The 22,649-nt window shown below is 56.1% G+C and carries 20 protein-coding genes and 1 tRNA gene; 8 read left to right on the top strand and 13 right to left on the bottom strand.

All coding sequences use genetic code 11. The features are described 5' to 3' along the window. Window positions 1–21 precede the first annotated feature (21 nt). Complete coding sequence (locus tag ACRZ96_RS02400; RefSeq protein ID WP_480590294.1) at window positions 22–153, bottom strand: hypothetical protein; 132 nt, start codon at window positions 151–153, stop codon at window positions 22–24. 186 nt (window positions 154–339) lie between these two features. Here ACRZ96_RS02400 and ACRZ96_RS02395 point away from each other — a divergent pair, with 186 nt between their 5' ends. From ACRZ96_RS02395 to ACRZ96_RS02385, 3 genes are all read left to right on the top strand, one after another. Beyond that, window positions 340–675: a DMT family transporter gene (locus ACRZ96_RS02395; protein WP_480453698.1), complete on the top strand. Its 336-nt coding sequence runs from the start codon at window positions 340–342 to the stop codon at window positions 673–675. 76 nt (window positions 676–751) lie between these two features. Next, the gene (typA, locus tag ACRZ96_RS02390; RefSeq protein ID WP_480814204.1) at window positions 752–2,569 is read left to right on the top strand and encodes a translational GTPase TypA; all 1,818 of its coding nucleotides are present in this window, start codon (window positions 752–754) and stop codon (window positions 2,567–2,569) included. A gap of 273 nt (window positions 2,570–2,842) precedes the next feature. After that, on the top strand, window positions 2,843–3,541 hold the full coding sequence (locus ACRZ96_RS02385; protein ID WP_480814203.1) for a hypothetical protein: 699 nt from the start codon (window positions 2,843–2,845) through the stop codon (window positions 3,539–3,541). Between the two features lie 53 nt (window positions 3,542–3,594). On the opposite strand, the gene ACRZ96_RS02380 is transcribed toward ACRZ96_RS02385, so the two are convergent. The 4 genes from ACRZ96_RS02380 to recA all read right to left on the bottom strand — a co-directional run bounded on the left by ACRZ96_RS02380 (window position 3,595) and on the right by recA (window position 8,782). Continuing rightward, window positions 3,595–4,215 (bottom strand): transglutaminase-like cysteine peptidase, encoded by a 621-nt coding sequence (locus ACRZ96_RS02380; RefSeq protein ID WP_170509802.1) that lies wholly within the window; start codon window positions 4,213–4,215, stop codon window positions 3,595–3,597. Window positions 4,216–4,575: 360 nt separating this feature from the next. Further along, window positions 4,576–4,863 carry a DUF1330 domain-containing protein gene (locus ACRZ96_RS02375; RefSeq protein ID WP_170509800.1) on the bottom strand — a complete coding sequence of 96 codons (288 nt, stop codon included), beginning with the start codon at window positions 4,861–4,863 and terminating at the stop codon, window positions 4,576–4,578. Between the two features lies 1 nt (window position 4,864). Next, complete coding sequence (alaS, locus tag ACRZ96_RS02370) at window positions 4,865–7,537, bottom strand: alanine--tRNA ligase (RefSeq protein ID WP_170510786.1); 2,673 nt, start codon at window positions 7,535–7,537, stop codon at window positions 4,865–4,867. 180 nt (window positions 7,538–7,717) lie between these two features. Further along, window positions 7,718–8,782: a recombinase RecA gene (recA, locus tag ACRZ96_RS02365; RefSeq protein WP_170393025.1), complete on the bottom strand. Its 1,065-nt coding sequence runs from the start codon at window positions 8,780–8,782 to the stop codon at window positions 7,718–7,720. Window positions 8,783–8,972: 190 nt separating this feature from the next. Here recA and ACRZ96_RS02360 point away from each other — a divergent pair, with 190 nt between their 5' ends. Then, window positions 8,973–9,566, top strand: coding sequence for a gamma-glutamyl kinase (locus ACRZ96_RS02360; protein WP_480704877.1), 594 nt, complete (start codon window positions 8,973–8,975; stop codon window positions 9,564–9,566). 5 nt (window positions 9,567–9,571) lie between these two features. Here ACRZ96_RS02360 and ACRZ96_RS02355 read toward each other — a convergent pair whose 3' ends face one another. The 3 genes from ACRZ96_RS02355 to guaB all read right to left on the bottom strand — a co-directional run bounded on the left by ACRZ96_RS02355 (window position 9,572) and on the right by guaB (window position 14,639). After that, window positions 9,572–11,863: an ATP-binding protein gene (locus tag ACRZ96_RS02355; protein WP_480814202.1), complete on the bottom strand. Its 2,292-nt coding sequence runs from the start codon at window positions 11,861–11,863 to the stop codon at window positions 9,572–9,574. A 103-nt stretch (window positions 11,864–11,966) separates the two neighbouring features. After that, window positions 11,967–13,130 (bottom strand): RsmB/NOP family class I SAM-dependent RNA methyltransferase, encoded by a 1,164-nt coding sequence (locus ACRZ96_RS02350; RefSeq protein ID WP_480771454.1) that lies wholly within the window; start codon window positions 13,128–13,130, stop codon window positions 11,967–11,969. 60 nt (window positions 13,131–13,190) lie between these two features. Continuing rightward, on the bottom strand, window positions 13,191–14,639 hold the full coding sequence (gene guaB, locus ACRZ96_RS02345) for an IMP dehydrogenase (protein WP_480704881.1): 1,449 nt from the start codon (window positions 14,637–14,639) through the stop codon (window positions 13,191–13,193). Between the two features lie 215 nt (window positions 14,640–14,854). Here guaB and ACRZ96_RS02340 point away from each other — a divergent pair, with 215 nt between their 5' ends. Together ACRZ96_RS02340 and ACRZ96_RS02335 are read left to right on the top strand one after the other, a co-directional pair. Then, window positions 14,855–16,900 carry an ASKHA domain-containing protein gene (locus tag ACRZ96_RS02340; RefSeq protein ID WP_480814201.1) on the top strand — a complete coding sequence of 682 codons (2,046 nt, stop codon included), beginning with the start codon at window positions 14,855–14,857 and terminating at the stop codon, window positions 16,898–16,900. Window positions 16,901–16,924: 24 nt separating this feature from the next. Beyond that, entirely contained in the window at window positions 16,925–17,782 is an 858-nt protein-coding gene (locus ACRZ96_RS02335; protein WP_480814200.1) for a class I SAM-dependent methyltransferase, read from the top strand. A 1-nt stretch (window position 17,783) separates the two neighbouring features. On the opposite strand, the gene ACRZ96_RS02330 is transcribed toward ACRZ96_RS02335, so the two are convergent. The 4 genes from ACRZ96_RS02330 to ACRZ96_RS02315 form a co-directional block, all read right to left on the bottom strand. Then, a tRNA-Gly gene (locus tag ACRZ96_RS02330) sits at window positions 17,784–17,857 on the bottom strand. Between the two features lie 112 nt (window positions 17,858–17,969). Then, window positions 17,970–19,034, bottom strand: coding sequence for a methyltetrahydrofolate cobalamin methyltransferase (locus ACRZ96_RS02325; protein WP_170562646.1), 1,065 nt, complete (start codon window positions 19,032–19,034; stop codon window positions 17,970–17,972). 9 nt (window positions 19,035–19,043) lie between these two features. Continuing rightward, the gene (locus ACRZ96_RS02320) at window positions 19,044–19,970 is read right to left on the bottom strand and encodes a methylenetetrahydrofolate reductase (protein WP_170393017.1); all 927 of its coding nucleotides are present in this window, start codon (window positions 19,968–19,970) and stop codon (window positions 19,044–19,046) included. Window positions 19,971–19,996: 26 nt separating this feature from the next. After that, window positions 19,997–20,293 (bottom strand): virulence factor, encoded by a 297-nt coding sequence (locus tag ACRZ96_RS02315; protein ID WP_170393016.1) that lies wholly within the window; start codon window positions 20,291–20,293, stop codon window positions 19,997–19,999. A 241-nt stretch (window positions 20,294–20,534) separates the two neighbouring features. On the opposite strand from ACRZ96_RS02315, the gene ACRZ96_RS02310 reads away from it, so the two are divergent. Together ACRZ96_RS02310 and ACRZ96_RS02305 are read left to right on the top strand one after the other, a co-directional pair. After that, on the top strand, window positions 20,535–21,647 hold the full coding sequence (locus ACRZ96_RS02310; protein ID WP_170683755.1) for a Ppx/GppA phosphatase family protein: 1,113 nt from the start codon (window positions 20,535–20,537) through the stop codon (window positions 21,645–21,647). Next, window positions 21,647–22,363, top strand: coding sequence for an RlmE family RNA methyltransferase (locus ACRZ96_RS02305; protein WP_480814199.1), 717 nt, complete (start codon window positions 21,647–21,649; stop codon window positions 22,361–22,363). The genes ACRZ96_RS02310 and ACRZ96_RS02305 overlap by 1 nt, the downstream gene beginning before the upstream one ends. A gap of 6 nt (window positions 22,364–22,369) precedes the next feature. On the opposite strand, the gene ACRZ96_RS02300 is transcribed toward ACRZ96_RS02305, so the two are convergent. Beyond that, entirely contained in the window at window positions 22,370–22,564 is a 195-nt protein-coding gene (locus tag ACRZ96_RS02300; RefSeq protein ID WP_480814198.1) for a hypothetical protein, read from the bottom strand. Window positions 22,565–22,649: the final 85 nt, after the last annotated feature.

The following is a 22,649-nucleotide window of genomic DNA, read 5'->3' as shown; positions in this document are numbered from 1 at the left end:
AGGATATCGCTCGGTGGGCGCCTAAACCGGAAAACCTGTGAACCGCTCAACACTCTGGGCTGCATCAATGTCGACGGACCCCCCGTCTGCAAGCCACCCCAACGCCACAATCAAAACCGAAGCGATAATGACCGATTTTGCAAAAGTCGTCATCTTATCAAACTCATTAAAAACACACTAAAAACAATCGAGTGTTTAGCACGAATGCAAAAGCCCGAATAGTCGGGTTTACCTGACCTTTGGTAAAGTTAGGGTTTTGATCATCTGCAACTGAATCCCCTTGCCCAAATGATCGCAAGTATGCTCAACCTTTCGCGATAATTCAGAGAGGCATCGCTCGTGCCAAAGACCTACCTAATCCTAATGTTGGCTGTTATCGCGGAAACCATCGGCACGACTGCGTTGCAGGCTAGCCATCAGTTTACGCGATTTTGGCCGTCGGCTCTTGTCGTGGTTGGCTATGGGTCGGCCTTTTATCTTATGGCCCTCACGTTAAAGGTCATGCCTGTGGGCATTGTCTATGCAATCTGGTCGGGCCTTGGTATTGCCCTGATCGCACTGATTGGATTTCTGGTTTTTGGCCAAAAACTCGATTGGCCCGCAGTCTTGGGTTTGGGCATGATTTTGAGCGGCATTCTGATCATCCACCTGTTTTCAGCTACAGCGGGCCACTGACCGCCGGTTAGGGCTGGTATATTTTGTCGCGCCGCGTTATGCGCGCGGCAACTTCCCGTTCAAAGGCTGACCTCTCATGGACCTGCGCAACATCGCAATCATCGCTCACGTGGACCACGGCAAGACGACCCTGGTGGATGAGCTGCTTAAACAATCCGGCGCGTTCCGGGAAAACCAGGCCGTGGCAGAACGCGCCATGGACAGCAACGACCTGGAACGCGAACGCGGCATTACCATCCTGGCCAAAGCCACCAGCGTTGAGTGGAAGGATACCCGCATTAACATCGTCGACACCCCCGGCCACGCTGATTTCGGTGGGGAAGTCGAACGTATTCTCAGCATGGTCGACGGCGTTGTACTGCTGGTCGACGCCGCCGAAGGCCCGATGCCGCAAACCAAATTCGTGACCTCAAAGGCGCTGGCTTTGGGCCTGCGCCCGATTGTCGTGCTGAACAAGGTCGACAAACCCGATGCCGAGCCTGATCGCGCGCTGGACGAATGTTTCGACCTTTTCGCCAACTTGGGCGCCGATGACGATCAGCTGGACTTCCCGGCCATGTATGCTTCGGGCCGGTCCGGCTGGGCCGATATGGAGCTTGACGGTCCGCGCAAGGACTTGACCGCCCTGTTCGATCTGATCGTTGATCACGTCCCCGCACCCAAGCAGATCGAGAAAAAGGACGAACCGTTCAGGATGCTCGCCACCACTTTGGGCAGCGATCCATTCATCGGTCGCATTCTGACCGGTCGTGTGGAAAGTGGAACTCTGAAAGCGGGTGACAGCCTCAAAGCACTCAGCCGAGACGGCACCCAGATTGAAAGCTTCCGCGCGTCGAAAATCCTTGCATTCCGTGGATTAGCTCAACAACCCATCGACGTCGCTGAAGCAGGCGACATTGTCACGATTGCGGGTATGAGCAAAGCCACCGTGGCAGATTCCCTTGTAGCCCCGCAAGTCGACGAGGCCCTGCCTGCCCAGCCTATCGATCCGCCAACCATCACAGTGACCTTCGGCATAAACGATTCCCCGCTGGCCGGTCGTGACGGCAAAAAGGTTCAGTCTCGGGTCATTCGTGATCGCCTGATGAAAGAAGCCGAATCGAACGTAGCCATCCGCATCAGCGACACGCCCGGCGGCGAGGCCTTCGAGGTTGCTGGTCGCGGCGAATTGCAGATGGGTGTTCTGATCGAAAACATGCGCCGCGAAGGATTCGAGCTCAGCATCTCGCGCCCACAGGTTTTGTTCCGCGAGGAGGACGGCCAGCGCCTTGAACCTATCGAAGAAGTCACGATCGATGTGGATGATGAATATTCTGGCGCGGTGATCGAGAAAATCACGGGTGCGCGCAAAGGTGAACTGGCTGAAATGCGCCCTGCAGGGGCAGGCAAAACCCGGATCATCGCCCACGTGCCGTCTCGTGGCCTGATCGGCTATCACGGAGAGTTCCTGACCGATACGCGCGGAACTGGTGTCTTGAACCGTGTCTTCCACGGCTGGGCGGCCCATAAAGGACAGATCCCCGGCCGACGCGCAGGTGTTCTGATCTCGATGGAAAACGGCCAGGCGGTTGCCTATGCGCTTTGGAATTTGGAAGAGCGTGGCCGCATGTTCGTTGGCCCGCAAACTGATGTCTATCAGGGCATGGTGATCGGAGAGCATTCGCGAGACAACGATCTAGAAGTGAATCCGCTGAAAGGGAAGAAGCTGACAAACGTGCGTGCCAGCGGCTCGGACGACGCAGTAAGGCTGACCCCTCATATTCAGTTCTCGCTTGAAGAGGCAATCGCTTATATCGACGACGATGAACTGGTCGAGGTTACGCCCAATGCGATCCGGCTTCGCAAACGTTATCTGGATCCGCATGAGCGTAAACGGATGTCAAAATCAGCCTGATCAATGCTGTGAACTTGTTCACGTTTTGGAAACATTGCCACATTCGTGACATTTTTGCGTCAGACTAGAAACAACACAGAAAAAGAAGACCTGGTGCAACAGCAGGTCTTCTTTTTGTTTTTTATGGGTTAATCGCGTTTGAGTGAGCTGGATCACAGAAATCCAACAGAAAGTTTGCTTGAAAATAGGCGATAGAAAGAGGACTTTGTGTTCAAAGTGTGACGCCGTTTGTTTATACGGCGGTGTAGTTAACGAGTGCTTAAGGAGCGTGCGATGCGCATTAGATCCAAACTGTTATCGATTGCTTTTGCTTCCGCAATCTTACCCTTCATCTTCGTGAATTCCGCTCAGGCAGCTGGCACATGTACCGTGAGAACGGCAAAACAATCTGTATCTTCGAATACGCTATGTGCGTGTGACGTGGTTACTTCGGGCATGCTCCGGTATATCCAACGGCGCGCCGATTTCGAGTCGATCTTGGAACGTACCATTCTTGATTGCCCGCGATTTGCAGCTGTTTTGACTGACCTGCCAACTGCAAGCATTGGCTTCGCCGACCAAAGATCAGGCGACGGTCCATCAGATGAATCTGAGCGGGAAAGTTCAAGTTCCGGCCCCAGCGGTAATTCTTCTCCAGACAACGACCCCGGATCTCCGACGCCGGGAGGTGAGAACGACGGAAATGACAACGATCCTGATGACAAGCAGGATAAAGATAAAAAGTCGAAAGATAAAAAGTCGAAGGACAAGAAATCCAAGGACAAAAAGTCGAAGGACAAAAAGTCCAAGGACAAAAAGTCGAAGGACAAAAAGTCCAAAGACAAAAAGTCCAAAGACAAAAAGTCGAAGGACAAAAAGTCGAAGGACAAAAAGTCGAAGGACAAAAAATCCAAGGACAAAAAGTCGAAGGACAAAAAATCCAAGGGCAAAAAGTCGAAAAACAAAACTAATACTAGTATGTTTGATAACTAATACTGAAAAAGGGCGCTGCTCATTGCACGCGCCCTTTTTTGTTTCTCTGATTTCTAGCTCTTTCCGTAAACTCCGACCCAGTTTCGCGGTTGTTTAGGATCTTGCATCCTCAGGAACAAATAGCGCGTCGCCTTCCATGGCTTGATCTGATTGGTCAAATTATCCAGAACCAGATCGCCGTCGCTTGACCGATAAACCAAAACAGCATGAGAGTTTCTGCGCGTATCCAACACTGTCGCGAGCAGTAGTTTACGAGGGTCGAAACCAGCCTGGATCAAATCTCTTTTCTTTAGAAGCGCAAAATCTTCGCAGTCACCACCGCGCGACGTTGGAAGCGCCCAAAGTTCACTGGTTTTGTATTGCGACTGATCCGTGACCTCTCTCGTGGATCGATTAACGCGGCGGTTGATTTCTTTGACAAGCTTCAATTCTTGGCTGGTGGATAAGGAACCGATACCTTTTTGCGCACATGCCCAGGAATACTTACCACAAAGCTGACGCGCACCGGAGGGTGGTGGCGAGGCAGCGATACTCGGGATAAACGCGGCATCTTTCGCCGATGCTTCAGTCCCAAACAACAGCGAACCGTTAATCAGGATAGCCAAACCAAACAGCCCGCCAAGCTTGGCAGCGCTCTTTAAGTGGGCGTCTAAGGTCGTACCAAAGAATTTCATGCCTGTCCCTCGAGTCCTATTAGTCCCTGCAAACTGCGTGGATCAGAACCCATCTGTACACCGGACCATATCCGCAAACCGTGGTTGTCACGCAATCAAATCCGAGATTGAGCGGAAAAAACGGCGGAAATTCGTCACTTTTCGTGACCATTTCCGCGCAAGAAAGTGGCGCGAAGTGCCACAATCGGACAGAGAAATATGTTCAAAACCAACCGGAAGCATGCACAACCCATTGTAATAATGTGTATAAATTCAGAGCGATCGTGAAGAGCCGCCCACGCTAAAATGCATGGCAGATCGCACGGCTCTGGGCCGGGCAGAATTTGCAAATTTCATGCGAAGGTAGATTGAGCCTGATTCTCAGTCGGTAACTTCAACGACCACCAGCTCTCGCTCGCTGGCGCCACGGGCATGATCCAATGCCTGCTGATATGCAGGAGAATTGTAGCACTCTACCGCAGCCTCGACGGTTGGGAAGCGGGCGACCACATTGCGTGGTCGCTCTTTGCCCTCTAACTGCACGTAACGTGCCGCGCGGGCGATGAATTCACCCCCATGCGCCGCAATTGCCGGCCCTGCAAGCTCGGCGTATTTTCCATAAGCATCGGCATCTGTCACAGTGACGTGTGCGATCCAAAGTGCTGGCATCTTATCCTCCCAAAACCTGTTCAGCGGCCTTGATTGCAGCCTCTGCATTCGAGGCATCCTTGCCCCCCCCCTGTGCCATGTCAGGCCGTCCGCCACCGCCTTTGCCGCCCAGTTCAGCGACCGCCGCCCGGACCAGATCCACCGCGGATACCGTGTCTGTCAGGTCAGACGTGACGCCCGCAGCAACAGCCGCTTTGCCGCCGGTATCAGCAATCAACAATACTGCACCGGTGCCCAAACGGCTTTTGTGCTCATCAATCAATGCAGGCAGGTCCTTTCCGGACACACCCGAGAGCGACTGCGCAAAGAACGCAACGCCGTTCACATCGCGCGCTTCCGCTCCACCGCCCTGCCCCGCGCCTCCGGCCATGGCCAGATCACGGCGCAACTGCGCAACTTCGTTTTGCAGCGACTTACGCTCATCCAGCAGAGTCTTAACACGCGCCACAACGTCATCAGGCTGCGCTTTCAACTCAAGCGCAATTGAGGAAAGGCGATGATCCTGTTTCGACAGATACTTAAATGCGTCATCACCCGTCAAAGCCTCGATCCGCCGCACGCCCGCGCTGCTGGCACTGTCGCCCAGCACGACGAAGGTTCCGATATCACCGGTCTGGCGCACATGGGTACCGCCACACAGTTCAATCGACCATGTTTCGCCATCCTGGCCTTTGCCGGTGGGTGCTTTGCCCATCGAAACCACGCGCACCTCATCCCCGTATTTCTCACCGAACAGAGCTTGAGCACCCAGTTCACGGGCGTCATCAGGTGTCATAATCCTGGTTTCCACGGTTGAGTTTTGGCGGATGAATGCGTTCACCTCTCGCTCAACTTTCTGCACTTCTTCCAGTGTCAGAGCCTTGGAATGGCTGAAATCGAACCGCAAACGATCTGATGCGTTGAGCGACCCGCGCTGCGCCACGTGATCACCCAATGTCTCACGCAGGGCTTCATGCAGAAGGTGCGTCGCGGAGTGGTTGGCACGAATGGCCGTGCGGCGCGCGTGATCGACTTCCAGCTCAACTGCGTCACCTTTTGAGATCGCCCCATGATCAATCGTGACCTTGTGAGCATAGACTTTGCCATCAGCAAACTTTCTGGTGTCTTCAACACGGGCGATATCGTCGCGCTCATCCAGCCTGCGAATTTCACCGGTGTCGCCGACCTGGCCGCCGGCCTCGCCATAGAACGGTGTCTGGTTGACTACGACCCAGCCGGTACCACCCTTCTCGATCTTGTCGACCAATACACCATCGACCACCAACGCAGCGACCTGCCCTTCGGCCTTTTCAGTATCGTAGCCAAGGAAATCGGTCGCACCGGCCGCATCCAGCACATCGAACCAAACCACCTGATCGGCAGATTCGCCAGACCCGGCCCACGCCGCGCGAGCCTTGGCTTTTTGTTCGGCCATGGCCACGTCAAATCCATCGGTGTCGACGGTTCGACCTTTCTCGCGCAGCGCATCCTGCGTCAGATCAAGCGGGAAACCATAGGTATCATACAGTTTGAACGCCGCGTCTCCGGGTAGTGGATCGCCTTCAGGTAGGCCCGAGACTTCCTCATCCAACAGCTTCAAACCGCGATCCAAAGTTTGCTTGAACCGAGTTTCCTCAAGCAGCAGTGTCTCTTCGATCAGTGGCTGCGCCTGACCAAGCTCTGAATATTGCGCACCCATCAATTGCACCAGCGTGGGTACCAGGCGGTGCATCACCGGATCTTTGGCCCCCAACAGATGCGCATGGCGCATCGCGCGGCGCATGATACGGCGCAGAACATACCCTCGCCCATCATTTGACGGCATCACACCATCCGCGATCAGGAACGAAGTTGAACGCAAGTGGTCCGCAATCACGCGATGATGCACGTTTTGATCCCCATAAGGATCAACACCGGTCGCATCCGCGGAGGCTTCGATCAGCGTTTTGAACAGATCGGTGTCATAATTGTCGTGGCTGCCTTGCAGCAACGCTCCAATGCGTTCCAATCCCATGCCGGTGTCGATCGACTGCATGTCTAGTTCGACCATCGAGCCGTCTTCGAACTGTTCGTTCTGCATGAAAACGATGTTCCAGATTTCGATGAACCGATCACCATCTTCCTCAGCCGAACCCGGAGGCCCACCCCAGATGTGATCACCGTGGTCATAGAAAATCTCGGTGCACGGGCCGCAGGGGCCGGTAGGGCCCATTTGCCAGAAATTGTCATTGGTAGCGATGCGGATGATCCGGTCTTCAGGGACACCAACCTTTTTCCAGATTTCAAATGCCTCATCATCGGTGTGATAGACAGTGGCCAACAGACGGTTCTTATCGATACCAAACTCTTTGGTGATCAGTTCCCAAGCGAACGGTATCGCCTCATGCTTAAAGTAATCCCCGAATGAGAAATTCCCCAGCATTTCAAAGAACGTATGGTGGCGAGCGGTATAGCCCACATTGTCCAGATCGTTGTGTTTGCCGCCTGCACGCACGCATTTCTGTGCAGTGGTAGCACGGCTGTAGTCGCGGGTTTCGACGCCAGTAAACAGATTCTTGAACTGAACCATACCCGAGTTGACGAACATCAGTGTCGGATCATTGCGCGGAACCAGCGGGCTGGACGCAACCACTTCGTGCCCCTGCTTGGCAAAGTAGTTCAGGAAGGTAGATCGAATGTCGTTCAGCGTTGGCATAAGGCTCTCTCGGCGCGCAGTCGTTATGGTCAGCAAAGGTTTAGCCCCACCCCCCGAGAGTGTCCACAGCATTGGCCCATCCGAAACGAAACAAGGCGGCCCCGAGGAGCCACCCTGTTCCAGATATTTTAGCACTGCCGGGGTGCCGGGGGATTTCTTCGGTTCCCCCTCAGGCACGCTTTAAGCTTCGAGGATGTCATCCTCTTCCGCCTCGGGTGGCATTTCAAAGTCTAACCCATGCGCGGCACGTATTTTGTCTTCGATCTCGAGCGCCGCACGGGAATTGTCACGCAGATATTGCTTGGCATTCTCACGGCCCTGCCCGATCCGCTCATCACCGTAGCTGAACCACGAACCCGACTTTTCGACCACACCGGCCTTGACGCCCAGATCCAGAAGCTCACCCATTTTGCTGATGCCTTCGCCATACATGATGTCGAATTCCACCTGCTTGAACGGCGGTGCCACCTTGTTCTTGACGACCTTGACGCGGGTCTGGTTGCCCACAACTTCGTCCCGATCCTTGATCGCACCGATACGGCGAATATCCAAGCGGACCGAGCTGTAGAATTTCAACGCATTACCACCGGTAGTGGTTTCCGGGCTGCCAAACATCACACCGATCTTCATCCTGATCTGGTTTATGAAGATCACCATGCAGTTCGAGCGATTGATCGAGCCGGTCAGCTTGCGCATCGCCTGGCTCATCAGCCGGGCCTGAACACCCACGCTGCTGTCACCCATGTCGCCTTCCAACTCGGATTTCGGCGTCAGCGCCGCAACCGAGTCGACCACGACCATGTTCACGGCTCCCGACCGCACCAAGGTGTCGGTGATCTCAAGTGCCTGCTCGCCAGTGTCGGGCTGAGAGATCAGCAATTCATCCAGATCCACACCCAGCTTGCGCGCATATTGAGGGTCCAGCGCATGTTCTGCGTCGACGAACGCGCAGACTCCGCCGCGTTTTTGCTGTTCAGCGATGCAGTGCAGCGTCAGCGTGGTCTTACCCGAGCTTTCCGGGCCATAAATCTCGACGATCCGCCCCATCGGCAGGCCGCCGATCCCCAGCGCGATATCCAAGCCCAGCGACCCGGTCGAGCTCGCATCGATATCCTGCTTGGAATCTTCGCCCAACTTCATGATCGAGCCTTTGCCGAACTGCCGTTCGATCTGGGCCAATGCGCTGTCGAGCGCCTTTTGCTTGTCTGCGTTTTTCTTGTCGCTCATCGTCAGAAGATCCGCCATTGTCCTGTCGCCTTCTCTTTTGTCACACCCTTGATCGGGCGGCAATCGCTGCTTTGTTCGCCTCTTGTTCCTTATGGGACCAAAAAGAGAACATTTCAACTAAAACTTATGAAAACTACTCTTCAGCAATTGTGTTAAAGAGTCGTTTACGACAATCTGAGACATGAAAGGCATTGAAGAGAAAAGATAAATGCTTGTTTTCTATGAAAAGCGGCTTGCGCTTCTGTCTGTTCCAAAGACCGGCTCCACCGCGTATCAATCAGCTTTGCGCGATCGGGCCGATATCGTCGTGTCCGGACCAACAGACCTGAAACATGCGAACATGCGTCGCTATGATCGCTTCTTCCAGACCATGTTTCGCAAGATGTTTGATGCAGAAATGGACGTCATGGCCATTGTGCGCGAACCTGTCGATTGGTTGGGAAGTTGGTATCGATATCGAACGCGCGCCGAATTGGCAGGTCATCCGCATTCCACAAATGGTTTAAGCTTCGAGGCATTCCTTGACGCCTATATGCAAAACCCCCGCCCGGCCTACGCAGATGTGGGATGCCAAACCGATTTTTTGCAACCCCGCAGTAACGGTAAAGGTGTTGCGCATATCTTCAAATATGACAGCCAGCAAAAGATACTGGATTTCCTTCAGAATCGGCTGGAATGTAAAATCGATCTACCGCGTGAGAACGTCTCGCCCGCTTGCCCAATGGACTTCTCAAAACAAACTGAACTCCGGTTCCAATCATTGCACGCCGCAGAATACGCATTGTATCGTGCTGCCGAATAACGTTTTCAGTTCATTTGCTGAAACACCGCTTCGGTCAGCTGGGTCAACGAAAACGGCTTGGGCAGGAAGGTGGAATTTTCGATCTGAGGACCAGATTCGCCGAACGCCCCCTCAGTATAGCCTGACATGAAGACCACCCGCACTTCAGGCCGTGTTTTCATGGCCTCGCGCACCCAGGTCGGGCCGTCCATTCCGGGCATGACGACATCGGTGACAAAAACATCCACCAGCAAATTGGGGTCGTCCAACAATTGCAGCGCATCTTCGGCTGATTCAGCTTCAAGCACAGTGTAGCCTTTCAAGCGAAGCGCCCGCGTTGCGAAGGCGCGCACCGGGGCTTCGTCTTCGACCAACAAAACCACGCCTTCACCCAATCGGGAACTTTGCACCTCTGACGTATCGGGGGCCTCAGGCTCCGATTCTTGGACCCGGGAACTCACAGGCAAGAGCACGGTAAATTCCGTTCCCCGGTCCTGCACACTGTCGACAAATATGAAACCACCAGTCTGTTTTACGATCCCGTAAACAGTCGATAGCCCCAGCCCCGTCCCTTCGCCTGTGCGTTTGGTCGTATAAAATGGCTCAAACACCTTTTGCAGTTTGTCTGCAGGAATCCCGATGCCGCTATCGATGACTTTGACCGTAACATATTCCCCCGGCTGTACCGTAGCCCGATCGCGCGTGATCGATTGATCCAATGTCACTACTTCGGTCTCGATCCGAATCTCCCCACCCTCAGGCATCGCATCACGCGCATTGACGACCAGGTTCATCAAGACCTGCTCTAACTGGCGCTTGTCCGCGCAGACGGATTTGAGCACCGGGTCATGACTGAGCGTCAGGCGGACCTTCTCGCCCACAAGACGGTTTAGCAAATGGATAAGGTCTGAAATCGTATCTCGCAGATCCAGCACCTCGGGCCGGAGCGTTTGTTTGCGCGAAAAGGCCAGAAGCTGGCTGACCAACGCTGCAGCACGGTTGGCGTTCTGATTGATCTGTACAAGATCGCCGTAATTCGGGTCATCTTGGTCATGGCGCAACAGCAACAGATCACAATGCCCCGAAATCGCCGTCAGCAAGTTATTGAAATCATGTGCGACCCCGCCAGCCAATTGCCCAACGGCTTGCATCTTCTGGCCTTGAACAAACTGCGCCTCCATCGTTTTCAGTTCGGTGGCATCGTTCAGAACCGCAATAAGACAGACCTGACCATCCCTGAGAATCCGTGACAGCGTAACTTGCACAAATACCTCTTTGTCCTTGCGCACCAAACGCAGGAATTCAGACCGCGGTGCTGCGCCTTGTTCGGCAGCACTCGCCAGCCAGTCCCTGATCGGATAGCCGAGCCCCTGCATCATGCTTTCGATATTCGTCCGCCCCGGTTGGATCTCACCGACCAATTCAACCGCGAGGTGGTTTGCTTCGCTAACATCTCCATCGGGAGACATGCACATGATCGCAACTGGCAAATCTGCAAATGATGTCGTGTGCTGCGGTCCTTCGGCGTGCTGCAGCGGCGTTAAAAGCAACTCACGCACAATACCGCTGTGCCTTAGCGTTGTGACAGTGAATGGTGCTTCGGTTTCCCCGGTTTTAATCTGTATGATGCTACCATCAACTGCACCGCCAGCTTGAACCATCGGCTTGAGGCATGTGGGAATTTGACCAAAAAGCTCGATAGCCGCATCATTGGCATCTAGCACCACGTCATTTCGTCCGATCGTCAGAACCGGCCACTGCACGCTGCGCCAGATCTGGGGTGCATCTATTCTAAAACGCCAGCAAAACCGATTTTCACCCAGCTTTGAAACAGACACCGGTATTGTTTGTCCGCGCGTGACAACATCTTCTTCCCAAAAACCCCGTTTCAGGGCATGAGACTGCAAACGCAACAGCGCCGCCGACGGGTTTGCAAATACGGTACGCAGAGACTCATCTAGTCGCGTACCCGCGTTCCGAATAAGACGCGCATTGGCCTGAGCGTTCGCAACTAGCACCTCGCCCGTCGCATCCGAAATGACACAGGCATCGGTTTCTTGCTCTAGAAAACCCGTCATCGCAGCGTATGTTTGCGCTTCGATCTGATTCAATATCCAAGCGCGCGCCAAGGCAAAGACCACTACTACCAGGAAGGACAAGCCAACGGCTGCGACCCCAGCACTTAACCGTGGCGGCAAGACGTCAAAGAAGGAAAGTACGCTCAATAAAATGGCGATCAATGCCAGTGAGGCATAGCGCCCACGATCAATGCCCCATCCACTTGATCGAGAGGGGGTAAATTCAGATTGAATAGACATAAACAGCCCGGATTATTACAATTTCTGATCAATATCTGCCTGCAATGGTTAATTGCTGCTTAATGATCAGTGACATAAACTTCTTAAGGTTGTGTTTTAAAGTTTATATTCGCGTCAAGTGTGCTGTAAAAAATCCATCGGTCCCGTGTGAAACCAGCCACGTTTTGCGGTATCCGCTCTGCCATTCGGGATTGCTGGCAAAGAATCCATCAATAATGCCGTCGTTTTCAATCGTCAGCATCGAGCAGGTCGCATAGGCAAGCACGCCTTTGGGCGCAACGAGAGGTGATACGTCTCGTAGAATAGCGGCCTGAATCTGCGTCAGCTCGTCCAAGCGCTCCGGTGTAAGCGCCCATTTCCCTGCCGGTGCGCGGCGCCACGATCCGCTGCCGGAACATGGCACATCTGTCAAAACCACATCGAACGGGGCCTGACCGGTGATTTGGCCTGTGGTCAGGATCTTGACATCCGCGCCCGCCCTTGCCGCGCGCGCTGGCAAGTCGCGCATACGGTTGGGATTGGCATCATGGGCAATGACCTGAACACCCATATCCGTAGCCGCTAAAGCAAGGGACTTGCCTCCGCCACCCGCACAATAGTCCAGGACACGCATGCCTGGCTGTAAATCAAGCGCGGCAACAACCGCCTGGCTTGCGGCATCCTGCAACTCAACCAGCCCATCTGTATACGGACCGCTCTGAGATATCTTGCGTGCGCCCTCGGTAACTTCCAATGCAGTATCGCAGGCCGGATGTGGATGCGCCGTGATCTCCTCGGCAGCCAGTCGTTGAATGGCTGTGGGCAGGTCAGTTTTCAGCAGGTTGACCCTCAGATGAATCGGAGCGCGCGATTGTAGCGCGGCTGCGGCAAGTTCAGCTTCGTCCTTCAACGCGGCCTGAAATTGGGGCCACAACCATTCGGGGATATCCAGACGTTCTGCGTCGCTCTGAAATGACCTGGGTTGGTCAGCCTCGGTTACCTCTGCAGGTGCATATCGCGCGCCCGAAAATACTGACGTTAGGTCTGAGCCCAAGGATCGGGCGGCACCGATCATCAGGCCGCGCCCCGTCTCGGACCCACCGAGCGCCGAGAAGGATCGCTTGCACCGCAATGCATCAAACACATGATCCCGGATCGCAGCGCGATCCTTAGATCCCGCGAACCGACTGCGTCGAGCCCAGCCGGTCAACGCCTTCTCGACCGGTGCACCGGCAAGAATGTCATCGAGGATCTCGATCGAGGCCTGTACCCGAGCAGCAGGTGTCATCGCGTTTTCCGTTCGTCTACACGATCAATTTCGAGAGCCCCCCTGAAGGGTCTCACAAACTTACATCACGCGATAATTGGGGCTTTCCCGTGTGATCTGAACGTCATGCACATGGCTTTCCTTCAAACCTGCGCCAGTGATTTTGACAAAGTTGCAGTTCTGGCGCATCTCATCGACGGTGGCACAACCGGTATAGCCCATCGCCGCCCGCAAACCTCCAACCAGTTGGTGCACAACAGCGCTTGCGGACCCTTTGTACGGCACCTGGCCTTCGATCCCTTCGGGCACCAGCTTGTCATTCGCGGCGTCCTTCTGGAAATAGCGATCCGCCGAGCCGCGCGCCATCGCACCCAGACTTCCCATGCCGCGATACGATTTGAACGAGCGGCCTTGATAGAGGATCACCTCGCCCGGGCTTTCATCCGTGCCCGCAATCATCGAACCCACCATGGCGCAAGATGCCCCTGCCGCAATCGCCTTGGCGAAATCGCCCGAGAATTTGATGCCACCATCAGCAATGACCGGAACTTCCCCCGCCGCAGCGGCACAATCCATGATGGCCGTCAACTGAGGGACGCCAACACCCGCGACCATCCGTGTGGTACAGATCGAGCCGGGCCCGATGCCCACTTTGATCGCGTCTGCACCTGCATCGATCAGCGCTTTGGTGGCTTCGGCAGTGGCGACGTTACCGGCGATGATCTGAACCTCGTTCGACAGCGTCTTGGCACGTTTCACCGCGTCCAGAACCCCTTGCGAATGACCATGTGCAGTATCCACAACAATGATATCGACCCCGGAATCGACCAACTGCTCTGACCGCTCGAACCCCGCGTCTCCGACCGAGGTTGCAGCAGCCACACGCAGACGGCCCAACCGGTCTTTACAGGCCGTAGGGTTCAGCACGGCCTGTTCGGTATCTTTCAGCGTCAGTAAGCCTGTCAGCTTGCCCTTGCCATCGACGACCAGCAACTTTTCGATCCGACGCGCACGCATAAGGCTTTTGGCCTCTTCCAGATCGGCGGGCTCTTGCAGCATCGCCAGATTGTCAGAGGTCATCATCGCTTTGATCGGCGTGTCATCCGAGGTCGCAAAGCGCATATCTCGGTTGGTGACAATGCCGACGACACGACCGCTTTCTTCAACGACCGGGAAGCCGGTGAAGTTGTAGCGCTCTACCAAAGCCTGAGCATCTGCCAATGTTTGATCCGCGCGCAGCGTGACCGGGTTATAGACGATACCGGATTCGAACCGCTTAACCCGACGCACTTCGCGGGCCTGTTCCTCGACCGAGAGGTTTTTGTGCACCACGCCGATGCCTCCAGCCTGCGCCATGGCGATAGCCATACGCGCCTCGGTCACCGTGTCCATCGCCGAGCTTAGCAGCGGGATGTTCATCGTAATCTCACGCGTCACGCGCGTGGTGGTATCAGCGGTTGCCGGCAGCACAGAAGATGCGCCCGGAACCAGAAGAACGTCGTCGAAGGTGAGTGCCTCACGAATCTGCATTTGATAACCCCATGCAAAAGCCCGTTTGACGGTGACCCTATTGCATGGATTTCACCCGAGGGAAAGCCCCGAACCCAAGTTGTTTTCCCCTGCGGGCTTCTGCCACGCCCGAAAACGACGCAAGCAATGCAAAACGTGCCGCTGAATGCCCTTTCCCTTTGCGTTCAAACCCATATGTTCGCCGGCATACGCGCGAATACAAAGGCAAGCCATTCATGACCACCGATCCTCTTGTCGTTTTCACCCCGTCCGGCAAACGCGGACACTTTCCTGTTGGCACGCCAATCCTGACGGCAGCGCGCCAGTTGGGTGTCGATCTTGATTCAGTCTGCGGTGGACGCGGTATTTGTTCGAAATGTCAGATCACCCCCAGCTATGGCGAGTTTCCCAAACATGGCGTGACCGTCTCGGAGGACGCGCTGAGCGAATGGAACGCGGTTGAACAGCGTTATGACGACAAGCGAGGCTTGAAACCCGGGCGCCGTTTGGGCTGTCAGGCCTCGGTTCAGGGTGACGTGGTGATCGACGTGCCTCCTGAAAGCCAGGTTCACCGTCAGGTGGTCCGCAAGGCCGCCGCCGCCCGCGCCATCACCATGGACCCTGCTACACGCCTGTATTTCGTGGTGGTGGAAGAACCCGACATGCACTCGCCCACAGGCGATCTGGAACGGTTAGAGCGCGCCTTGCGCGAGCAGTGGAAGATCGACGCAATAACCGCCGACCTGTCCCTGATGTCCAAGCTGCAGCCAGTGCTTCGCAAAGGGAAATGGGGGGTCACGGTCGCCGTCCACAAAGGCCACAAGGACAACGTGGCCCGTATCGTCGAAATTTGGCCCGGCCTGCACGAACATGGGCTTTACGGTCTGGCTATCGACCTCGGCTCGACCACCATCGCTGCGCACCTGACCGATCTGGAAACAGGTGAAGTCAAGGCTTCTTCCGGCCTGATGAACCCGCAAATTCGTTTCGGCGAAGACCTGATGAGCCGCGTGTCTTACGCCATGATGAATCCCGGTGGCGACAAGGAAATGACCCGGGCCGTTCGCGAAGCGATCAATGACCTGACCACTTATATTGCTGACGAAGCGGAGATCGATGCCGCTCTGATCGTCGAAACAGTGTTCGTCTGCAATCCGGTCATGCACCATCTTTTGCTGGGTCTGGACCCAGTCGAACTGGGTCAGGCGCCATTTGCGCTCGCGACGTCCGAAAGCATGTCCCTGCCTGCGCATGAGATGGACCTGACCACGATGAATCCGCGCGCGCAGGTCTACATCCTGCCGTGTATTGCGGGCCATGTGGGTGCGGACTGCGCTGCCGTTGCCCTATCCGAGGAACCCGGCAAGTCCGACGATCTGGTACTGATCGTGGATGTGGGTACCAATGCGGAAATCTTGCTGGGCAACACCCACCGCGTTCTGGCCTGTTCGTCACCCACCGGCCCCGCATTTGAGGGTGCCCAGATCAGCTCGGGCCAGAGAGCCGCGCCCGGTGCGATTGAACGAATCGAAATCGATCCTGTCACCAAAGAACCGCGTTTCCGCGTGATCGGGTCCGAGAAATGGTCGAATGACGAAGGCTTTGATCAGGACATTGCCACCACGGGCATCACCGGTATCTGCGGCTCAGGCATTATCGAGGCCGTGGCCGAGATGCGCATTGCAGGTCTTCTGGACGAAAGCGGGCTGATCGGCTCGGCCGCGCAGACTGGCACACAGCGTTGCGTTCCCGAAGGCCGCACCAACTCCTATCTGATCCACGATGCCAGCGCCGAGGGCGGTCCGCGTATCACGGTAACTCAGGGTGATATCCGTGCCATCCAGTTGGCTAAATCCGCGCTTTATGCCGGTGCGCGTCTTCTGATGGACGAGATGGAGGTCGACCGCGTGGACCGCGTGGTACTGGCCGGAGCTTTCGGCGCGCATATTTCGACCAAACACGCGATGGTGCTGGGTATGATCCCTGATGCACCGCTGGATAAGGTCTCCAGCGCGGGTAATGCCGCTGGAACCGGTGCCCGGATCGCGCTGTGTAACATCGGATCGCGGGCCGAGATCGAACGCGTGGTGCGCGAGATCACCAAGGTCGAAACGGCAATCGAGCCCAAGTTTCAGGACCATTTCGTCGCCGCCAATGCGATCCCGCACAAAACCGATCCGTTCCCTGAATTGGCCCAGGTCGTCACCCTGCCCGCTCCGTCCTTCAATACCGGCGGCGGGGATGAGGAAAAATCTGGCCGCCGACGCCGCCGGAGGTCATAGTCGCCCCATCCACAGGAGGCGAACATGACATCAGTGAACGAGGAACAGGCGGAATTCTGGGGAAACTCGGAACAAGGCACCAAATGGCTGACCTATGAGGATCAGCTTGACCACGCCTTCGCGCCCGTTCTTGATCTCGTTCTGGACCGGGCCGCCCTGTCGGCGGGTATGCAAGTGCTGGATATCGGATGTGGCACGGGCGTCAGCGCAATCGCTGCCGCCCGCGCGGTAGGACCGAACGGGCACGTTCTGGCCGCTGACATTTCACAGCCCTTTCTGGACCGCGCAGCCAAACGCGCTGAAAGCAACGGGATACAGACTATCACTTTTCAGCACGCGGATGCGCAAACCTACGCGTTTGAACCAGGACAAATGGATGCCGCAATCTCCCGGTTTGGTGTCATGTTCTTTAGCGACTCGATCGCAGCATTCCGAAACATCGCCTCGGCACTGAAACCCGGTGGGCAAATGACGTTCGCTTCCTGGGGGCCATTGGACGTCAACCCGTGGTTCAAGATACCCCATGTCGCCGCCGTTCGGCGAATGGGTCAACCGCCCCGCGTAGACCGCTATGCGCCCGGACCGCTGGCGTTCCACGACATCGACCATGTCAAAGGTCTGATGACCCAAGCGGGGCTGTCTGAAATAACCGGCGACGCGATCACAGTGAACCTGACGGGTTTTGGCGGCGTTGAAGGCACGGCGAGGCTGGTGACACGTGTTGGTCCTGCGGGCCGTGTTGTTGCTCATTTCGAAGGGAGTGAGGCTGATACTGACGCCATACAACAAGCGGTCGCAGAAGAGTTCCGACAGTATAAGTCTGGTTCGGAGATCCTCATCCCGGCGATGATCAACCTCTATCAGGCCCGACGCGCAGAATGATTGGAGCGGGTAGCGGGAATCGAACCCGCGCGTTCAGCTTGGGAAGCTGACAGGCTACCATTACATCATACCCGCCGCTGGGCATTGATTAACACTGCTCTTTACTGGGGTTCAAGGGTCAAAAAAACACTGACGAATCGAAAAGGCCGGATCAAAAAATCCGGCCCAATCCCTTGTTTTATTTACCTTAAGCGCGGCGACGACGACCACCGCCACGACGTCCGCGTGCACCCTCGCCTTCGGCTCCGGCCTCGGCAGGTGGTTTGTTGAACCTGATCCACTCACCGCCATGTGCGTCGTTGTTGGTCAGCAGGTTTGCGGCGCGGATGGCCTCCATCTCTTTGCCCGCACGCGGAAGGGTCGAACCCAGCCCGAACATCTGTACAAAGGTTTCGTCGTCCATTTCCTCGGGCAGAATGATACCGGCGGCAGCAACGGCCTCTTTCTTTTCAGCAATCTTCTTCTGCGTCACCGGCAGAGCCACCGGGTTCATGATCGCCGAAGTCATTCCAGCACCCATTGCCATCGGCAGGAAGGCGTTGTTGATTCCGTGACGGTTCGGCAGGCCGAACGAGATGTTGGACGCACCGCATGTGGTGTTCACGCCCAGCTCTTCCCGCAGACGACGGACCAGAGCAAACACCTGCTGGCCAGCAGTTGCCATCGCACCAATCGGCATGACCAGCGGATCGACCACGATGTCATGAGCCGGGATGCCGTGATCGGCTGCACGCTCAACGATGGTTTTGGCGACGGCAAAACGCACATCAGGGTCTTCCGAGATTCCGGTGTCATCGTTCGAGATCGCCACAACGGGTACGTTGTATTTCTTGACCAGTGGCAGAACCAGTTCCAGACGCTCTTCTTCACCGGTGACCGAGTTCAACAGCGGACGACCTTCCGCCGCCTCAAGACCGGCTTCCAAAGCGCCCGGAACCGAGGAATCGATGCAAAGCGGTACATCAACAAGCCCCTGCACCAGCTCGACGATCTTGGTCATCAACGGCGGCTCGGTCTCGTTCGGGTTGGGGTTCGAGTTGTAGACGACACCTGCGTTGATATCCAGAACGGTCGCGCCTGCAGCGACCTGCGCCAGAGCATCCTTTTCGACTGTCGAGAAATCGCCTGCTTCCAATTCGGCAGCCAGTTTCTTGCGGCCCGTTGGGTTGATCCGCTCACCGATAACGCAGAACGGTTCGTCAAAGCCCAGAACGGCAGTTTTTGTTTTTGATTCTACGACTGTACGGGTCATGTCCGTTCCTTAGGAGTTAACCGGCTTTGCCGAAGCGCCGCCGTTGTTGATCGCCCAGTTGGCGTTGGTCTTGATCCCGCCCAGCGGGAAGAAGTGTACCTTGGTGATATTGAAATCCGGGTTGGCTGCCTTGTGATTGGCCAGTTCGGTGACCACATCGGTTGGCTCGTAAGGCAACAGCAGCTTGGACACGTCCATGGCGCGCTTCTGCAGGACTTTCAGCGATGGACCAACGCCGCAGGCGATAGCGAATTTGATCAACGTCTGCAGCTTCGCCGGGCCCGCGATACCGATATGGATCGGCAGATCAATACCCGCTTCTTTCAGGCTATCTGCCCAAGCGATGATCGGCTTGGCGTCGAACGCAAACTGAGTAGCCAGCGCCATTTCGGCGTCGGTGGTTTCCGAAAACTTCTGCTTCCAGCGCAGCGCGTCATCGACATTCTTGGTCGAGCCGTCGGGATCGATATCCTTGTTGCCTTCGGGGTGACCGGCTACGTGCAGTCGCTTGAACCCCGCCTTGTCGAACAGTCCGGTTTCCAGCAGCTGCATCGAGCTGTCGAAATCACCATGCGGTTTGGCGACACCACCGGCCAGCAGAAGCGCCTGCTCGACGCCCGCTTCACCCTGATACATGGAAATCCAGTTTTCCAGCGTCGCGGCATCCTTGATGATCCGTGCCGGGAAATGCGGCATGACAGGGTAACCTTCGGCCGCGATGCGCTTGGCGGTTTTGACCATGTCTTCGATTGGCGTGCCCTCGATATGGGCGATGTAGACACGGGTGCCTTCTGGCAGCAGCGCGCGGAAATCTTCGACCTTTTCCGCAGTGCGCGGCATCACCTCGATCGAGTAGCCCTGCAAAAAGGCTTCGACGGTCGGGTTCACAGGGCCGTTTTCGACCGCATCACGTTTCTTGAAGTTCAGCAAAGCCATAGCGGCCTCCCATAAAGATCTGGGGCTCATGCCCAACCGTCATTGGCGATCAGGGTCTTGATACGGTCCTGATCGTATTCTGTTTCCAAACGCGCGGCCTCGGCTTCGGCAATTTCGGACGGGTCGCCCTCAACTGCGAAAGGCTCGGCTTTGCGCCACTCGGCCAGATAGGCATCACTATCCTTGGCGTTCACCTTCATTGCGGCCCGGTCGATGGCTTGTTCAAACCGCTCTTCCAACTGCCGCTTAGCGCCACGACGGCCCTTTCCGACGATAACTTGGGCGGGAATATCGCGCCAATATACGATGGTGACGTCAGGCATTACCGTGATTCCTCCTAACCAGATGGACCGGTTCTAAACTTCAATGTGGGTCCAAGTCGGTCGATTTTCGACATACGGCGTATTTGCAGCGACCTTTTTGCCCACGGCTGCGTACCGCAGCTTTTAAAGCCTTGGTGGCCAAAACCGAACATCAAAATCCTAATGACTTTAATGAGCGTCTTGCGTGATCCAATTGCGCGACCTATGGTCGGGGTAACTCGAAAATCGGAGGGCGTTTAAGATGGCGCCCAAGCGTCCCAGAGGTGCGGGCGCGTTCCCGAAAGCGGTCGAAAGCCCCGCGCCGGCAAGACCCGATCCAGATGCGTTATATGCGGCGCTGGATCTGGGGACAAATAGCTGCCGCATGTTGATCGCCCAGCCCAAGGGCAGTGGCTTCCATGTGGTCGACAGTTTCTCCAAATCGGTGCAGTTGGGCGCCGGTCTGGAACGCACCGGGCGGCTGTCGCGGGCCTCGATGGCACGCACCGTCCAGGCTCTGCGGATCTGTCAGCAAAAGCTCAAACGCAATAAGGTCAAGCGTATGCGCCTGATCGCGACCGAGGCATGCCGACGCGCCAAGAATTCGCGCGATTTCATCCGACAGGTTAAACGTGAAACCGGCCTTACGCTTGAGATCATCCAGCCCGAGGAAGAAGCGCGGCTGGCCGTCATCTCCTGCGCCCCGCTTGTGTCGACCAAGACCGAACAATTGTTGGTCGTTGATATCGGTGGGGGCTCTACCGAGTTGGTCTGGATCGACATTTCCTCTGTGCCCCGACGCGACCGGCCTGCCGCGATCATGCGACTGCATAACGGTTTCCACACTTCTGAAAGCCCATTCCCTGCGGCCAAGGTTGTTGATTGGATCAGTGTCCCACTGGGCGTCGCTACGCTGCGGGATCAGTTCAACGACGTTGAAGATGATGCTGCACGGTTTGCGCTCATGAGTTGGTTTTTCGAGGAAAACCTTGCCGATTTTGCCCCTTACAAAGACGAACAGACCCGCGAAGGTTTCCAGATCGTGGGCACCAGCGGCACGGTAACCACGGTGGCCGCCTCGCATCTGGGGCTCAAACGCTATGACCGGACCAAGGTGGACGGTTTGCGCATGACCAGCGATCAGATTGACAAGGTGATACGAGGGTATCTAGAACTCGGCCCTCGTGGGCGCCGCCGCGACCCCCGGATCGGGGAGGATCGGCAAGCCCTGATCATGTCCGGCTCGGCCATTTTGCAGGCATTGCTGCGCTGCTGGCCTACTGATCGCCTGTCTGTGGCGGATCGTGGGCTGCGCGAAGGCTTGCTTTATGCCCAGATGAGCGCGGACGGTGTATTGGAAGACGGACCGTTCTGATGGCGAAGACACCAACCGGCAAAAGCAACTCGGGTCGCGGGCAGCGCGACCTGAAGGTGAAGGTTAAGACAGCGCGGGGGCGCAAGCTCAGCTCGACTCGCTGGCTTGAACGGCAGCTGAACGATCCATATGTCAAGCGCGCGCAAGTCGAAGGCTATCGCGGTCGTGCGGCGTTCAAGATCCTTGAATTGGATGACAAATTCCGCTTTCTGGTCCCCGGCGCGCGAGTGGTTGATCTGGGCTGCGCTCCCGGTGGCTGGCTGCAGGTTGCAGTGAAACGCGTTAATGCGCTGGGTGAAAAAAGCGGCAAGCGGATCGGTACGGTTCTAGGTATTGACCTGCAAGAGGTTGAACCGGTCGCCGGGGCCACCGCGCATGTGCTTGATTTCATGGAAGACGACGCCGATCAAAAGGTCAAGGACTGGCTGGGTGGCAAAGCAGATGTGGTGATGTCAGACATGGCGGCGGCCTCTTCGGGTCACAAGCAGACCGACCACCTGCGGATCATGGCATTGTGTGAAACAGCAGCCTATTTCGCATTCGATGTGCTGGAAGAGGGCGGCACTTTCGTTGCCAAGGTGCTTGCTGGCGGGGCTGAGGGGGACCTTCAGAAACTGCTCAAGCAGAAATTCAACAAGGTTGCCAATGTGAAGCCTCCGGCCTCACGTTCTGATAGTTCCGAGAAGTTTGTTGTCGCCACCGGCTTCCGGGGTTAAGCGGCGTTAATCCAGATCGATCTTTCCCGGCGCTATGCTCTGTTTCCGCAGAGACGCTGCAGCGATACCTTGCAGCAATAGTGCTTCGCCATGATTGATATCGACAGGCTTGCGCGCGCGCAGCACTTCAATACGCTGGTCAAGCGTTGTTTTACGAGCCGCCGTCAGCGGCTTTGCGAAGGTAGCGGTGCGATCCGGCATACATCACCTGTTGCAATCCGAGTGCTGATACCGGCTGGCTAACCGTAGAATGCGCCGTGAAGATGGCGCAATTCTGCCAGTTCCA

It is taken from the genome of Ruegeria sp. CF1, from assembly GCF_056537445.1.
This window is presented reverse-complemented; position numbering and strand designations above follow the sequence as displayed.

Coding starts and splice junctions, on each gene's coding strand:
- ACRZ96_RS02315 (WP_170393016.1), bottom strand. CDS start 20,293: ATGCCTGACGTCACCATCGTATATTGGCGCGATATTCCCGCCCAAGTT.
- guaB (WP_480704881.1), bottom strand. CDS start 14,639: ATGCAGATTCGTGAGGCACTCACCTTCGACGACGTTCTTCTGGTTCCG.
- ACRZ96_RS02350 (WP_480771454.1), bottom strand. CDS start 13,130: ATGACACCTGCTGCTCGGGTACAGGCCTCGATCGAGATCCTCGATGAC.
- ACRZ96_RS02340 (WP_480814201.1), top strand. CDS start 14,855: ATGACCACCGATCCTCTTGTCGTTTTCACCCCGTCCGGCAAACGCGGA.
- ACRZ96_RS02355 (WP_480814202.1), bottom strand. CDS start 11,863: ATGTCTATTCAATCTGAATTTACCCCCTCTCGATCAAGTGGATGGGGC.
- ACRZ96_RS02360 (WP_480704877.1), top strand. CDS start 8,973: ATGCTTGTTTTCTATGAAAAGCGGCTTGCGCTTCTGTCTGTTCCAAAG.
- ACRZ96_RS02325 (WP_170562646.1), bottom strand. CDS start 19,034: ATGACCCGTACAGTCGTAGAATCAAAAACAAAAACTGCCGTTCTGGGC.
- alaS (WP_170510786.1), bottom strand. CDS start 7,537: ATGCCAACGCTGAACGACATTCGATCTACCTTCCTGAACTACTTTGCC.
- ACRZ96_RS02300 (WP_480814198.1), bottom strand. CDS start 22,564: ATGCCGGATCGCACCGCTACCTTCGCAAAGCCGCTGACGGCGGCTCGT.
- ACRZ96_RS02380 (WP_170509802.1), bottom strand. CDS start 4,215: ATGAAATTCTTTGGTACGACCTTAGACGCCCACTTAAAGAGCGCTGCC.
- ACRZ96_RS02305 (WP_480814199.1), top strand. CDS start 21,647: ATGGCGAAGACACCAACCGGCAAAAGCAACTCGGGTCGCGGGCAGCGC.
- ACRZ96_RS02310 (WP_170683755.1), top strand. CDS start 20,535: ATGGCGCCCAAGCGTCCCAGAGGTGCGGGCGCGTTCCCGAAAGCGGTC.
- ACRZ96_RS02375 (WP_170509800.1), bottom strand. CDS start 4,863: ATGCCAGCACTTTGGATCGCACACGTCACTGTGACAGATGCCGATGCT.
- recA (WP_170393025.1), bottom strand. CDS start 8,782: ATGGCGGATCTTCTGACGATGAGCGACAAGAAAAACGCAGACAAGCAA.
- ACRZ96_RS02385 (WP_480814203.1), top strand. CDS start 2,843: ATGCGCATTAGATCCAAACTGTTATCGATTGCTTTTGCTTCCGCAATC.
- ACRZ96_RS02400 (WP_480590294.1), bottom strand. CDS start 153: ATGACGACTTTTGCAAAATCGGTCATTATCGCTTCGGTTTTGATTGTG.
- typA (WP_480814204.1), top strand. CDS start 752: ATGGACCTGCGCAACATCGCAATCATCGCTCACGTGGACCACGGCAAG.
- ACRZ96_RS02320 (WP_170393017.1), bottom strand. CDS start 19,970: ATGGCTTTGCTGAACTTCAAGAAACGTGATGCGGTCGAAAACGGCCCT.
- ACRZ96_RS02335 (WP_480814200.1), top strand. CDS start 16,925: ATGACATCAGTGAACGAGGAACAGGCGGAATTCTGGGGAAACTCGGAA.